Annotated in this window: 8 protein-coding genes and 4 pseudogenes; 5 read left to right on the plus strand and 7 right to left on the minus strand. The window is 61.0% G+C overall.

What is annotated here, in order from left to right; genetic code table 11:
• Positions 1–1,770 (minus strand): hypothetical protein, encoded by a 1,770-nt coding sequence (locus tag EJ069_RS32300; RefSeq protein WP_126064564.1) that lies wholly within the window; start codon positions 1,768–1,770, stop codon positions 1–3.
• Between the two features lie 263 nt (positions 1,771–2,033).
• On the minus strand, positions 2,034–3,155 hold the full coding sequence (locus EJ069_RS32305) for an RHE_PE00001 family protein (protein WP_126064565.1): 1,122 nt from the start codon (positions 3,153–3,155) through the stop codon (positions 2,034–2,036).
• A gap of 264 nt (positions 3,156–3,419) precedes the next feature.
• On the opposite strand from EJ069_RS32305, the gene EJ069_RS32310 reads away from it, so the two are divergent.
• Positions 3,420–4,514: a hypothetical protein gene (locus EJ069_RS32310; protein WP_126064566.1), complete on the plus strand. Its 1,095-nt coding sequence runs from the start codon at positions 3,420–3,422 to the stop codon at positions 4,512–4,514.
• A gap of 9 nt (positions 4,515–4,523) precedes the next feature.
• Entirely contained in the window at positions 4,524–5,693 is a 1,170-nt protein-coding gene (locus EJ069_RS32315; protein ID WP_126064567.1) for a tyrosine-type recombinase/integrase, read from the plus strand.
• A gap of 336 nt (positions 5,694–6,029) precedes the next feature.
• On the opposite strand, the gene repC is transcribed toward EJ069_RS32315, so the two are convergent.
• From repC to EJ069_RS32335, 4 genes and pseudogenes are all read right to left on the minus strand, one after another.
• Entirely contained in the window at positions 6,030–7,235 is a 1,206-nt protein-coding gene (gene repC, locus EJ069_RS32320; RefSeq protein WP_126064568.1) for a plasmid replication protein RepC, read from the minus strand.
• A 153-nt stretch (positions 7,236–7,388) separates the two neighbouring features.
• Complete coding sequence (gene repB, locus EJ069_RS32325) at positions 7,389–8,375, minus strand: plasmid partitioning protein RepB (RefSeq protein ID WP_126064569.1); 987 nt, start codon at positions 8,373–8,375, stop codon at positions 7,389–7,391.
• 72 nt (positions 8,376–8,447) lie between these two features.
• A pseudogene (gene repA, locus EJ069_RS32330) lies at positions 8,448–9,655 on the minus strand (plasmid partitioning protein RepA).
• 849 nt (positions 9,656–10,504) lie between these two features.
• Positions 10,505–11,597, minus strand: a pseudogene (locus EJ069_RS32335) (hypothetical protein).
• Between the two features lie 197 nt (positions 11,598–11,794).
• On the opposite strand from EJ069_RS32335, the gene EJ069_RS32340 reads away from it, so the two are divergent.
• Both EJ069_RS32340 and EJ069_RS32345 read left to right on the plus strand, forming a co-directional pair.
• Positions 11,795–12,058 carry a hypothetical protein gene (locus EJ069_RS32340; protein WP_126064570.1) on the plus strand — a complete coding sequence of 88 codons (264 nt, stop codon included), beginning with the start codon at positions 11,795–11,797 and terminating at the stop codon, positions 12,056–12,058.
• Positions 12,058–12,750 (plus strand): nucleotidyl transferase AbiEii/AbiGii toxin family protein, encoded by a 693-nt coding sequence (locus EJ069_RS32345; RefSeq protein ID WP_126064571.1) that lies wholly within the window; start codon positions 12,058–12,060, stop codon positions 12,748–12,750. The genes EJ069_RS32340 and EJ069_RS32345 overlap by 1 nt, the downstream gene beginning before the upstream one ends.
• Before the next feature lie 44 nt (positions 12,751–12,794).
• Here the strand turns inward: EJ069_RS32345 and EJ069_RS32350 are convergent.
• Positions 12,795–13,936: pseudogene (locus tag EJ069_RS32350) on the minus strand (site-specific integrase).
• A gap of 125 nt (positions 13,937–14,061) precedes the next feature.
• Between EJ069_RS32350 and EJ069_RS32355 the strand changes: the two are divergent.
• Positions 14,062–14,387, plus strand: a pseudogene (locus EJ069_RS32355) (DUF1403 family protein); the annotation flags it as partial.
• Positions 14,388–14,639: the final 252 nt, after the last annotated feature.

The following is a 14,639-nucleotide window of genomic DNA, read 5'->3' on the forward strand; positions in this document are numbered from 1 at the left end:
TCATACTCGCACGTTCACGCGTCGCGGCTGAGCGCGGCCATCGGAATTGATGTCGATAAACCGCAGAACGAGTTCTCCGTCTGCCGTCACATCGTCACCATCGAGCTTGCGGCGGTTTTCGGTCTCCCGCAGCAGCCGCGCTTTGAAGGCGAGTAGATCTTCGTGGCACTCAAGCGAAAAGCTGCTGGGCAGGGCACCCTCAGCGACGCGCCCGAGAAACTCAAACCTGGTCGGCGACAATGCCAGGAACACGGGAGGAATTTCGCCACCGCGCACCAGCTTGACCGAGACTCCGAAGTTTCGGCCGGCTTTGTCTGGGACAATGCTGACCTCTTCGCCGCTCGCGCGGGGCACCGAGATGATTTCATCGAGCAACGGACTGCGCTTCGACTGCGAAAAGCTGCCGGACGTCGCAAGCACGAGCTCATCCTGGTTCTGAACCAACATCCCCGTGAAGATACGATTGAGCCCTCGGACGATCATGCTAACCGCCTGCCGAGGCGCGGCCTGTCCGGCTGAGATTTTATGCGCCGTTTCGATGTAGAGGCCCGCATAACGAAACACGCTGAGATCCCAGAGATCGTACTCGTCGATCCTGGACTCCGGCATCGTAAAGAACAGGCGTTGCCGTTGTGCGCGAAGCGCTCCAAGGAAAGCGGTGCGTTCATTGAGATCCGCGCCCTCGAGGTAGGTGCGTTGAGCGCTGGCGAAGGCGGCTGTCGCTCCGTACACAGGATCCGAGACGACAAGTTCATCGTAGTCGGCCTTATAGGCCGGATCGTCGGCGCCATAGACGAGCAGATTGTCAACCCGATTGCTCGTTTCCGCGCCGATCCCGAACGCGTTGAGCTTGCGGAAAAGTTCTGTCTTCTCCGCCCTGCTCGGCTTCAAGTTTTCGCCAAAAATGTTGCGGTAGATGCTCGCAAGATCGAGCTGCCCGGCATCCTGCAGCGCAGGCACGTCGGCGCATGTCATCAAGCCGTCCCGGGCGTCAGGATGGCCGAGGATGCTGTTGGCGATCAAGGCCAGGAGCTGACGTACCGGAAAATGGCTCCCGTTGCGCTCGCTGAGTTCAATGACCGCCGCTAGTCGCGTCTTGAAGGGATCATCTTGGCCGATGCCCATCAGCCGTCGGCGATTTTCGAAGATGGGACAGATAGCGCCGTCGCTGCGTGCGGAACAGGCGTCGCACCCCTCCCAACCTTCATGCTTGGTTATCGCCTCGATGATGGCCGTTATCATCTGAGCCGCCGGGGATCGGCTGAGGTCTCTCAGCTCGAGACGAATTCCGGCATCGCTCGTCACGCCCGTTACCAAGAGGTCTTCCACGACCTGGCTTGCCCGTTCGATCTCAGGCGTCTTCGGCGCGGATTTGAATTTCTCGAGGAGTTGCCCGTGATTGGCGGCAAGCAGATAGGATGTTGCGGCGGCTGGGTTCGCGATGTCGGCCGAGAAATCGGCGATAAGCGACGCACTTTCGTCGTCGCGCAGTTCGCTCAAATCTTTGACGACGACAAGTGAGCGGCCGTCGCCAAGAGCCAGACGCTGAACCTTGTCGCCCTGATTCCAGAGGTTCGCATCGCCGCCGAGCTCGATCCAGACCTCTCGGCAATGATATGTTTTTCCATCACCCGCTGTACCCGTTATGATGTAGGACCCTGGAGAGGCGCCGCGAAAATTTTCAACGAGCTCGTCGCGAAGTGGCGCGGGGAGTGTAATCGGCCGAATTTTGTGACGACGCAGCGCACGCTGAATTGTCTCGTCATACATATTGTCGTTGGTGGGGATCGGTCCATAGTTTCTGATAAACCTGATCCACGCATGTATAGATGGCGTTTCTGACACGCGCCGCCCCCAAGATTCGGCAAAGTTGTAAACGAAGTAATGATTCGCTCGCCTAATTTAGCAGCAGTCGCTGCCGGCCATCCACGAATTTTGCCTTATTTTTCAACTTTGTCCCCATACCCGACGTGTTCGAAAACCAAAACGACCCAACTCTTTCCTAGACGACTAACACGGACGATGAAACGTGGTCAGACGATCCCCCACGCCCGAAATCTTCCCCTGCCCGTCATCTCGCGCAGGCCGAGTTCGCTGACAAGGTTGAGCGCACCCTGCTTCGAGACTTTTAGACGGTCTTGGATCATGCCCGTGGAGACGAGCGGACGCGACATGACGAGTTCGACCAGATCCGGCAATTTCGAGCTGGCGCGGCGCTCACGCAGCCGCCGTTCCATCTGGCTTTTTGCCAACACCAGGCGATCATGCTCCTTCAATCCCGCCAGCGCGGCCTCGTGTACGGCGTCGATGCAGGCCAATAGTCGGTCGTCGCGATTGCGGGCCCGACGGCGCTCTCTTGGGATATTTTTGGCGCCGAGATGCAGTGAGGCGAGGTGGCAGCCGGCGAGCCCTTCCTGCCTCAGGAGTGCCGAAACCAGCAACGGCCCCAGCCAGGACGCATGCTGCAGCACGTCGATGCTGGACCATGTGTCGAAGAGAACCGCCGCGCGCAGGATCACCGGCAGTTGGCGCGTTTCGCCGAGCACACCCTGCCACTCGGCCAGCCGGGCATCTTCGTCCCAGTCAAGATCGTAGACCAGAGCTGGACGATCGACTTTTGGCGCCGCCTCCTTGCGTGGCGCTGCGGTTCCACCTTCCAACACCTTGGTCGACCGTTCCAGCACGGCATCGATCGCCGCCAACTCTTGAGCCAAGGGATCCGGCTCGTCCATGGCGGTCGGCTCGTCAGCGCCAAGCGCTGGCACAAAACTCCCCTCCCCTTCCCGGCCTCCTTCTGCCGGTCCCACCCCGCCGCGGCCGGTGAGCTGGCGAAGGCCCTCGCGGCTGAGCGCCCAGTCCGCAGTGCGGGAAATAATTTGCCGTCTGGCGCGCAAGACGGCATGCGCGCGGGTGAGTTCGTGGGTCGGCGCGCGGACATCCATATGCGCGTCGTGCAGAACGAGGTCCTCGAGGTGGACGAGCTCGCCCTCGAGCCAAAGTGCAGCGGTTGCGTCAGCAAAATTCTGCCGCTCGATCCAGCCCTCACGGATGGGAGAGCGGAACAGCCGCTCGTCGAGACGCGCCAACAGCTCGGTGGCGCGGGCAACCGGCCCGACCAGGGTTTCCAGAGGCAGCTTGGCGACGTCGTAAGTCATTGATTTCACGATAGCTGATTCGCGATAGTCCAGCTATCTGCCATTTAACTTGACTTGTAGGTGGGTTTCATCGGCGAACTTATCACTATCGATAATGACCGCTTATCGATAGTGATTGATCTCAGCCCGCAAACAGCGTAAATCCTCACCCTGGATCGCTGGACAGGCCTGGAACCGTAGGGTTTCGGCGCTGGTCGTCTGCCTGGTTCAGTGGATTGGTTCGTCCCGCTTGCGTGGACGACCTCGCGCGCAAGGGACGCCACTATGACCGCAGAGCCGATCCGCCTGCCCGATACCGCTTCCGTCCAAGCCGTCCTGAAAAGCCTCGAGCCGGTGTCGGCCGACGCCGAGCTCGCCGCTGCTCTTGCCAACGCCTTTCCCGGTTTTGATTTCACCGCAGCCTCGATCGACGATTTTTACTGGCGCGGCGACGCCCGCACCGTTTTGTCCCCCGGTGGCACGCGCATTGGCGACCATCGCGCCTGGGTCGAGCGCGAGCTGGCCGACCTGAGCGGCGACCTCACTGCCTTCTGGAACCGACACCGAAGCGGCGACCTCCGGTTCACCGAATGGCGCGGCGCCAGCGTCTTCGCCTTCGCGCCCACCGGCCTCGGCGTCGCCGATTTTGTCCAGCTCTCGCTCGGCCGCGAGATCGAGGTTTTGGCCGGACCGGTGGTCGATCCCGATTATCGCCCTTATAGCGCCGACGATCTTTTGGACCCGTCCTGGGTGCGGCGCGAGCCTGATGCGGTCGCGCCCGTGCTTGCCGGGCCCATCTACCGGCTGCGCGGCCGCGCTGGCGGCGGCATCGTTCACATGCGCAGTTTTCTAGCGCGCCAGGCGCGCATCGAACGCGAACAGCGGGAGGCGCGCCGAACCGAGCTGGAAAACCGTGTCATCCGCGAGGTCGGCTCCGACAGCATGCGGGATACTCCGTTCCTCGACGCCAATCCGGACTTGTTCGATTTTGTGCCGCGCGAAAACCGCTTTTTTGCCGACTGGCAGCGGTCGAGCGCTTGCGCCGACCGCATTTTTGACCATTGGGCCTTCGACATCCACGATTTCGAAGATCGTGGCCGGCGCGAGATCGGTTTTATCCCGCGGCCGCTCAAAATGCCGGCCGGGAAGCTGGCGTTGGAAGACGGCATTTCGGTTCACCGCCTGATGGAGCGGACCGAGGCGATCGACGCCGAGGTGGGCCTGCCCTTCGCCTGGTTCTTTCTGATGACGCACGGACACTGGGTCGATCCGGACGTCGGCGATGCGATCGCTGAAGGCCTGCGCCAAGGACGGGTGCGTTTGCCCGATCGAGACGCCGCCGTGCTGCTCGCCTGGGCAGACAAAAAATATCTGTTCTGAGCCGCCGTCATGGATCTTCGCCTGCCAAAACCCGTACCCGACCAAAAGCTGCGCCGTGCGGAGGCGCTCGACGCGCTGGATTCGGTGCTGCCCTTCGATCGGCGTGATTTCCTGGCCGAATTGCTCACCGACGACGACATCGCCACGTTGCGTCATCTCGCAAAAGAAGGCATCGGCGATAATTCGCTGCGGGCGCTGGCTTCCGACCTTGGCTACCTCGAGGCTTGGTGCCAAGCGTCCACGGGCGAGCCTCTGCCCTGGCCGGCGCCGGAAGCGCTGTTGCTAAAATTCGTCGCGCATCATCTATGGGATCGAGCCAGGCGCGAAACCGACGTTTCGCACGGTATGCCGGAAGACGTGACCGCGGCGTTGAAGTCGGCCAAACTGTTGCGAGTCGACGGTCCCCACGCGCCCAGCACGGTTCGCAGGCGGCTGTCGAGCTGGTCGACGTTAACCAAATGGCGTGGCCTGAAAGGAAACTTCAACGCTCTGGGGCTGCAGAGCGCCGTAAAGCTTGCCGTGCGCGCCAGCGCCCGACCGCGCGGCCGCAAGAGCAAGAAAGCCGTGACCGCCGACATTTTGACCGTGCTGCTCAAGGCCTGTGCCGGCGACCGTCTTGTCGACGTCAGGGACCGCGCGATCCTCATCACCGCATTCGCCTCCGGCGGCCGGCGTCGCAGCGAAATTTCGGCGCTGCGTCTCGAACAGCTGGTCGAACAGGATCCGGTGCCGCTCGACCCCAAGGACCTCGACGGCGAAAAGCTGCCCTGCATGTCGATCCGGCTCGGCCGGACCAAGACGACACAAGCCGACAGCGACGCCTTCGTGTTGCTGGTCGGCCGTCCGGTGCGGGTCCTGCGGGAGTGGCTGGAGCGTGCGAACATCAGCGAAGGCGCCGTGTTTCGCGGCATCGACCGTTGGGGCAATCTCGAAAAACGCGCCCTGACGCCGCAGGCGGTGAACCTGATCCTGAAGCGCCGCATCGCTGAGGCAGGCCTCGACCCGCAGGCCTTTTCCGCGCATGGCCTGCGCTCGGGCTACCTCACCGAAACCGCCCGCCGCGGCATTCCGCTGCCGGAAGCCATGCAGCAGTCGCAGCACCACTCGGTCCAGCAGGCTTCGAACTATTACAATGACGCGGAGCGGACGCTCGGCCGGGCGGCGCGGGTGATCATATAGATCCGGATGATGGTGCAGGTCGCTCGCGGCGCGCGCATGCCGTTTTGCGCGGAACGCACGGTGCAACAAGCTCCCGCCCTTACGCTGCACGGAGATGTCGAGCCCGAAGGCAGTGCCCGGCACAAAGTCCACAATGATCCCGAGGCAACTGACCGCGGAAAATCGAACCCCGGATCCCACCCGGCAGATCGGTAATAAGCGCGTCGAGGCGCCGGATCGAATTGAGCAGGACCGCCTTTGGAAAAGGTCCGGACAAGCGGAGTTCCGCCAGTGCCGTTCGCGCCGCGATGCCGGTCCTTCAGCTTCATACCGAGACCCTTGAGACCGTCCCCGTGCTCACCCCGCCATCCTCGCCGTGGCGCCGTTCGCCTTCAGCGCCGCCATCAGCATCGGTCCGACCGAAAACGCCCCTGCCCTGGCCTTGTCAGTCAGCACACGCAGGTATCCGCCGGCGGAATTGATGTGCTGAGCGCGTTGCAGGATGCAGGCAATCACGATCGCGGCGGTTTCCTGGCCCATCGCATGGCAGGCCTCCTCATACGCTGACGGCGAGACGCCAAGGTAGCTCCGCACCTGGGCGACGGTAATCATGAAATCGCGCCAATTACCGATACCGGCGACGGCGTAGTCCACAATTTCGGGGCAGGCCTTCAGCACAAGCCCCAGCGGATAGGTTTTTGGGGGCTCCGCGGTCCTCGTCCTGGGCTCGGCCGTCGCCCCGCTTTTCTCTAAAGCAGGTTCAAATTCAAAAATAGAGTCGGTATTTGAATCAGATTGCTGCCGCTCGTTTTGAGAGTCATTGCCGCTCGGATTCATGAAATTCATATGAATTTCCAGCAGCTTGTCCACTTCGTCGTGTAATGCGGCCAGATCGGCTACGATTGGTTCGAGCTCGGCAATGCAGGCCCGGCGCGGAATTGCCCCCACAACGCTGCGGAAACGCTTCCACAGGCCTCCCCAGTCGCCCGGGACATCTTCCTCAAGCGCCGCCTCGATCAGCTTGTGGATGTCACGGCGGTGCAAGGTGATCCGCTCCCGCATAAGCCTGAGCGCCCTGGTGTCGGCGCGAATGCGTTCGGCTGCCGCTTCGAATTCGTAGGCCCGGGCCAGCAGCGGCGCCAGGGAGAAGCCAAATGCTTCCTCTATCTCCCCTCCTCTGCCCTTGCGGGCGTAACGCTTGCCGTTCGGGCTATCCCGACGGATGATCAGCCCGCAGTCCACAAGAGCTGCCAGGTGCCGCCTGAGCGTGGCATCGGGCATCCCGTGCGCCCTGAGCGACAGCTGAGCGTTCGAGGGAAAGACGATCAGTCCGTTCTCCTCACTCAACTCACTGTCAGGATAGAAAGATAGCAGCGCATTCAGGACCGCCAGGGCACGATCGCCGATGCCGACGATGCTCTTGCCTTCGCAGAGGTTGCGGTAGATCTGCCACTTGTCGACGACCCTGCCCTTGGGGATCTCACGTGACTCGTTTTGCGCTGCCAGCATGGCAAGCGACATTGGCCGCCGCCCAAAGGGCGTCGTTGCAATACCCGTTTCCATTTTCTTTCACCCTCGATTAGGCAAAAGAAATCTGCTCGCCAAAACGGCGCCACGACTCTTGACAGTGATTCGGGGAAATGCGATTCTCAGCTTGCGACAGACGAGAAGGGCTTCCGCGACGGTGACGTTCGGGGGCCTTTTTCTTTTGCGGTTTCAGTCTCCTATTGATGTCTTCTCCGACTTTCTGAACGCCTCATAAAGGTTGCCCAGATTATCGGAAATCCACGTCCCAAAGCGGCTGCCGTCCATCTCCTTCACGGCGATCGTGATGGCCTTGCCTGCCTTCTTGACGCTGACGCTGACTGATTTGTCCTCGGTGACCCAGGACTGTGCTTGGGACTTCACGGCTACCTTGCGAACCGGCTTCCCCTTCGCATTCAAGGCTGCTAGCAACCTTTCGAAGCGTTCGTTGCTCTCCAGCTCACCGAATTCTGGTTCGGACAAGATTGCATTAACGACTTCGGATTTCTTGCCGGCGAGCAGAGACAGCTCAACCCACCGCTCGCGGCCTACAGACGTAGCTGATCCAATCTTACCGATCACAGATGCCGGAATTCTGGTGACAACCGATACCATCTTCGAGACCGCAGCGGCGTTCGAGGCCAATGCTGACGAGATCACATCTCTGTCGTACCCCAAATCCTCAAGGCGCTTTGCGAACATCGCCTTCTCGATGAAACTGAGGTTTGCCCGAGCGGAATTCTCCTGACCCTGGGCAATTACATGGGTCTTGTCGTCGATCTCCTTTACGACCGCCCTCACCTTCCGTCCCAGTTCGCGGGCGACTCGGACCCTGCGATGGCCGAAGACGATCATGTAGCGACCGTCTGAGCTCGGATGCGGACGGACAAGTATGGGAGAATCCTGCCCTCTCTCCCTAATCGCTTCCAGCAGCTCTTGATATTGTTCCTCGTCGCCGCCCATGCGGTCGGAAACGAACGAGCCATCGACTGCGCTTGGGTCGAGTTCGACGACATGCTCGCCCTCAAGATACGCATCCGCTTGCTTTGCCAACTCGTTGACTGAGCGGATCATCGATTTTGACGCGCCGCGGATCGGATATGCCGCAGCGGAGGCTGATGACGCCCGGTCGTCGATCTCCGCTTCTACCAGGCCTGCAAGAAGATTCTTACGTGCCATATTTTTTCCTCCAGATAGGGCGTAGTCCATTGAATACATTTGGCAAATATCCGCTTTTGTCAGCAGACAAAGTCAACGCCCCCATGCTTCATGAATCAAAGCTACGATTTCGCCATTTACGACGTCCAAGGCTTCCATTGCTCGCTCGTATGTGGAACGGGTCATCGCACTCTTTTCGACTTCGTAGAGGGTCTGCTTGGTAATCCCCGCATCGGAAATCGCCGTTGATTTCAGCATCTGGTTCTTGAGAATGAATTCGCCGAACAGCGTATGCAGGAACGCCACCATCTGCGCTTGCGGCTGATCCGTGGGTTCGTATCGAGTAACAAGATAGCGATACCACTCCAGATTCACCTCCGCACCGGCCGCCCTGATCGGCTCCAGGATGTTCCCGAGCATCAGCAGAAACTGGCCCATGCTCATAACATCGAGCATTTGCGGATGGATCGTGATCAACACTGAGGTCGCCGCGGTCAGTGCGGTGATCGTCAGGTAGCCAAGCTGCGGCGGACAATCGATAACTATGACATCGTAGCGATCGTCGACCTCCATCAATGCCTTCGAGATGCGCGTGAAAAACGCCCTGCCCACATTCGAAGACTTGTCCGTCATTGCCAGAGGCGTGTCGTATTCGAATTCCTGCAGCTCTAGGTTCGCTGGGACGACGTCCAAGCCTGGGAAATTCGTCGGCTTGATGATTTCCGAGAGAGGCACCCTCTCGTCGTCATAACGAATCGCGTCGTAAAGCGATTTCGTCTGGTCGAGTTCAGGTTGGAACCCATGCAACGAAGAAAGCGATGCCTGCGGATCGAGATCGACAGCTAGGACACGGTGCCCGGTAAGCGCAAGGTATTGGGCGAGGTGGGCAGCGGTAGTGGTCTTCCCGCTGCCCCCTTGAAATTAACCACAGCCAAAATCTGAAGCTTCTCGCGCGGTCGCCGATGGGGAACATACATGCGGGCGTCGGATCGACCGTACTGGTCGAGATACTGGCGCAGCTCAAGCATCTGTTCAGCAGTGTACGAGCGTCTGCCCGACGTCGAGGTTTCAGGCACCGGTCCCTTTCCTTCGAGATGCAGTTTCTTCAGATGGCTCTGGGAAACCCCCAGATATGTGGCAACCTCCGCAAGCGAGAACGAACGAAGATTTTTCTTTGCGTGGGGAGGGAAGCGCTGCATCGAAAGCAGGTGCAACTTCTTCGATATCTGGTCGCCCTGATCGAGGATACTTTTCTCGAACAGCAGCGGGGTTTTCGTAGGAACGGGCGAACTCACGTTCATTCGATCGAGACTCTCTAAAAACGATTTTTGACGTAAAAGCGCCAAGCAACCGTCATTATGTCCGATTCGTTCGCCCGGGCAAGAAATTTAAAGTTAACAAAAGCTTAATGGTCTCAGGATAGGATCACATGATGTGATTCATGCACCTGAATATGCTACACAATTCGGCGATTTTGTCTGCGGACAAAGACTGCTTATCCAAGCACAAATCCCTGCTTACCCAAGCGTCCCGCGCAAATTCTTATCGGCTTCCTGAGGCGACCCGCACCGGTGCCTAGCAAGTGATCGCGACACTGATCTTCTGACAAATATCTGCAGATCAAACTCGACCGCGCGCTGACCCGACATTGCAAAGCGGCATGTCATCTTTTGTCTCCCTTGAAGAAGCTAAGCCAAAGCGTTTCCAGCTGATAGCTCGTCGGAGGAGACGGCGCAGCGCCTCATCAGCCCGTGGCCGACGATAAACGCCAAGTGAGAGGACGGAATAATGGTGTCGAGTTCGCTCACCAAACGAAAATGTGACAGCGCTCGTTGCCAGACCCCTCGAAGATGGCTCCCGGACAGATGCCAAATCGCGTCTCGGCGAGACCACTTCGACGAAGGCCCACTCTAGCGAAGCCGGTGTTGCTTCTACTTCTCGATTCCAATCGAAACGCTAAGCTACCGTCGCGCAGCCGCCTCAAACGGGGGGAATGGCACAGTGTCTTGACATCGTCGTCGGACAAGATGCCGACCAAAAACGCGCGACGATGGGAGGGGCAGCCACCGAATCCCGCGTGTTAAGCGCGTCGGCGCGCCACAGTTTTGCGTCTGATGCAGGTTCGAGAGCCCCAGGTCCATGGTGCTCGCTCAAAACAGATACGGTCTGTCCGCCCAAGCGAGCAGAACGGCGGCGTCCTGATCGGGTAGCCGCACCCGGCCCGTGCGCAGGCCTTCGGCGATCGCGTGACCGACATTCGGATCGACCCAGTGGCCGTGGGTCATCAGAAGGAACCAGGCGAAGGGCAGACCGATTTCGGTGTCGATCGCCTCGACCCGTTCCATCAGCCGGTGCACGGAGACGCCTTCGTCGGCGAGCAGCCGCTCAGTCGGCATTTTGAGGGGCCGCGGAATAACAACCGATCTCGCGCCGGCCGCGTTCCTCGAGGTCGTGGATGTCGAAGGTCCAGTGAGCAAAGATGCGGTCGGCGGCCGCACTCGATCGCTCCCAGGCAACAAAAAGGCGGCTTTCGCGCGGCACGAAATCGAACCAGTCGGGATTGGCGTCGAAAAACGCGATGTCGCGCGTGCCATCTGGCCCGACCTCGCGAATGACCCGGTTTTCCAGCTCAGGCCGCTGCGCCTCGCGCAGTTCGCGTTCGATGCGCGTCCGGCGCGCCAAAAAACTGCATGTGGACGATGCAGCCGCCGGAACGGCCGCGCAGCCGGTAGACTGGCCCTGCGAGCTGTTGTGGCTCTACCGCGGAACCGCGCAAAACCCAGGTCGGCTCGAACAGTCGTCGACGTTGCGGGGGCGATAGTCGGGATCGACCACCGCGCCGGCCAGAAACTCGATCTCGCGGCCGAGCGAGATCTGCACGAAGTCGGCGACGCCGGGACCGGTCGGGGCAAAGGCGAAGGCGGTGGTGCCGAGCCATTCGGCGAATTTCTCCCCCCTCTGGCGATGCCGATTCCAGAAGGCGTTGAGGTCACCGCCGACCTCGGCCAGTTCATGCTCGAACCAGGCGCGATGGTCGCCCAGACGGGTGCCGTCGGCAGCGACAACGTCGTGAGGGTTGCACCAGTATGGATCGTCGATGTTCGCGACGGTGAAGACGAAGCCCGGAAAGGCCTTGTTCAGGGCAGGGGAGAGTTCGACGTCGGCCGACTGCGGCTCTAAACCCGCTAGCACGGTTTCGACGGAAGCGGGGGCGGGCAGGCGGACGGGTTTTTGCTCGGTCATTCTCGGGCTCCGGCCGGGGGGGGAAATCCCGCTTTTTTCGTCAAGGGAGACGCCGTGCGTCGTCGTCGGCGATCTTGGAGGGGCGATTCTGGCTGATCTGGGTCACGAAAACAACGCTCACGTCGCCGACCGCCGATGGGTGCGGAAGAGGGCGGCAACTTGTGCGACAAGGCTGAAACGACTATCTTGCACGCATTATGAGCAAGCATCTGGGTTCAGTACTGACGACGGTGAACGCGCCCTACAGTGATCAACTGGACGACGCGGCGCTGGCGCATTGCCTTGCTGATATCGAACTGGCCAAGCAGCATCCCGGTCATGTCAGCGCCTTTCTCGGCGAGGTCCCTCTCGCCCAGCAAGTCGAGTTCGCAAACGCGCACCACATCGCGGTCAACGACCTGAAGGCTTTTGCCGCCAAGTTCTCTGCCTGGTCCGGCGAGAGCTACCCGCTCGCCGCGTAATGGCTGGACATGATAGCCGACGCCCGTCCGAATGGCGGCGGCTTTTTCGCATCACTATCGACCTGATCGATCAGCTTCGCGAGAATGCTGGGGGCGATGACTTTGAATGGTCATTTGGTGGCGGAACGGCGATGATGATCCAGATCGGCCATCGCGAAAGCCATGACATCGATATCTTCCTCGACGACCCTCAATTGCTCGGATTCATTGACCCCTCCAGAAGCCATCTGCACTTCGGAACGATGCCATCCAACTATCTGGGTGACGGGCTTCGGTTTCAGAAGTTCGCCTTCGAGGGAATTGGCGAAATCGACTTCATCGTTGCCGGAGCGCTAACAACGACGCCGTTCGAGACCCGCATGGTGGAAGGCAGGACGGTGCGTCTAGAAACCATTCCGGAAATTATCGCCAAGAAGGTCTATTTCCGGGGATCGGAAGCCAAACCGCGCGACATCTTCGACATCGCCGCCGCAGCCCGGTCGCAATTGGACGAGGTCGTCAACGCTCTGCGTGCGCTCCCAGAACAAGTCGCTCGCACCAGACAACGGATGGAAAAGCTCAACCCGGAATTCGTCAGCCGCGCGATCGCGCAGCTGATGATCATGCCTGACTACGAAGCGTCGGCCGCCGACAGTCTGGACGCAGCGCTCGCTGTGCTCGATGAGGCGTTGTCGAGACCTCAAAGGACCTGACCGCCTCACCCAGCGGATCAACCCTGGGAGGGGAGGGGAGCTTTTCAGAGCCCGGACGCCTTGGTGAGATTGACCCGGAAGCGGTCACGCCGCCGCTGATATCTGCGCGTCATTTCGGCCGAAGCATGGCCAAGTTGCTTTTGCACATAGCGCTCATCGACTTCAGTCGAGGAGGCGAGGCCAGCGCGCAGCGAATGGCCGGAAAACAGCTTTCGGCGTTCGCCTTCCGGCAGGTCGCCGCGCACGCCGGCCGCCAGCGCGGTCCGCTTGACCAGGCGTGCAACCTCCTGGTCGTCGAGCCGATCGGCGCCGACCGCCTTGCCCTGGCCGGTGACGCGCCGGAACAGCGGTCCGTGCGCGATACCGGCGAGCTTGAGCCAGGTCTGCACCGCGACAACCGGGCAGGGCATCGGACGAGCCGCGCCCGACTTCGACCTCCCGCCAGCCGGTCTTGCCGCGAAGGGAAACGAGCATGCCCTTGTCGAGGATCTCGATCCAGCCGCGGCCGTCCTCGGTCTGGTCGCGGTCGATGTCCAAAGCCACGATCTCGGAGCGGCGCAGGCCGCCGGCAAAGCCGAGGAGCAGCATGGCGCGGTCGCGCAAGCCGCGTAAGGTTCCGCGGTCGAGCGTTTCCAGCATGGCGATCAGATCCTCGGGCAGGATCGCTTCCTTCTGGCGCGGCGGGGCGGCGTGCTTGTTGCGGGTGCCGGCCATCACGGTGGCGATGTGCCGATCCTTGCGATCAAGCGGCAGCCCGCGCTGCGCATAGTTCCACGAGAGTGAGGACAGGCGGCGTAGTGGCAACGGTTCAACCCCTTGCCGGCAGCACCAGCTCGAAAAATGCTTCCAGTCGGATGCATAGGCGCGACGCGTATTGGCGGAACTCGCCGCCTCGACATAACCACGCGCCGCGATCGGCCAGCGCCGCGAGATGACCCGGCAGGCGCGGAGTAGAAGCGGCCGGAAGAGAAGGGGAGGGGGCTTGAGCTTTCGCCTGCGGCTCTTCCGGCGCGCGCCCCATCTCGAGCACGACGTCGATGATGTCGGGGAGATCATCGGTGCCAGGCGCCGCGTTCTCCGCCGACGGCCGCGCGTCCGGAATGTCATCCGCCGGCGCCGTGCTGTAGAGCTGTCCGGAAGGTCGCGCGAGGTGGTTTTCGGGCTTTTGATCGACGTTTTGGGCCATTTTCAATATAAAGAGCAAAAAGAACGATAAGGCAACATTATCATTCGTTTTTCTGTTCCGACAAGCTGTGCGTTTTGCGCCGAAAATCGTGGCACAAAGCGCACGGACGCTTTACCCTCGAAAGCATGATTCGCCTCGATCCCGCGACCGCCAGCTCCGCCGCGCCGCCCGCCGTTCCGGCCTGGGCGCTTGCCGGCGGCGGCAGCGCAACCGACGCCGACGCGGCCTTCCAGGCTGGCGCCGCCTTGGCTTCGCTCGATACCCTCGCCCGGGCGCAGCCGGCCTGGGCCGGCGCCTGGCGCCAGCGGCTGGCGCTGAAATGCGCCGCCGCCAGCATGCGGCTCGCCAGCCACGCCGAGGATGAAGCCGCCCTGCGCGACGCCTGGCAGCTTTGCCGGCCGGCGCCGATCCCGGTCCCGCCGGCGCCATTTTTGGTACCTGGCGGCAACTAGTTCCTACTGTTGCACTGAAGTTGAATGCCGGTCCGAAAACTCACTAGGTCGGGACCGACCGATGTCGCCCATCGGCGCAAATACCACCATCGCGGCCGCGCGGCCGGCCACCGAAAAATGACACCCTCCGCGACAGCCTGAGCGGCGGAACTGAGGAGTTTTACTTCGGCACTTTTGGGAAATTCGACCGGCATTGACTATATAGCCGCCAAATGGTAACCGACGACACTTGGTTCTGCCATGGGGGGGCG

The sequence above is a fragment of the Mesorhizobium sp. M2A.F.Ca.ET.043.05.1.1 genome (genome assembly GCF_003952445.1).
Classification (GTDB): domain Bacteria; phylum Pseudomonadota; class Alphaproteobacteria; order Rhizobiales; family Rhizobiaceae; genus Mesorhizobium.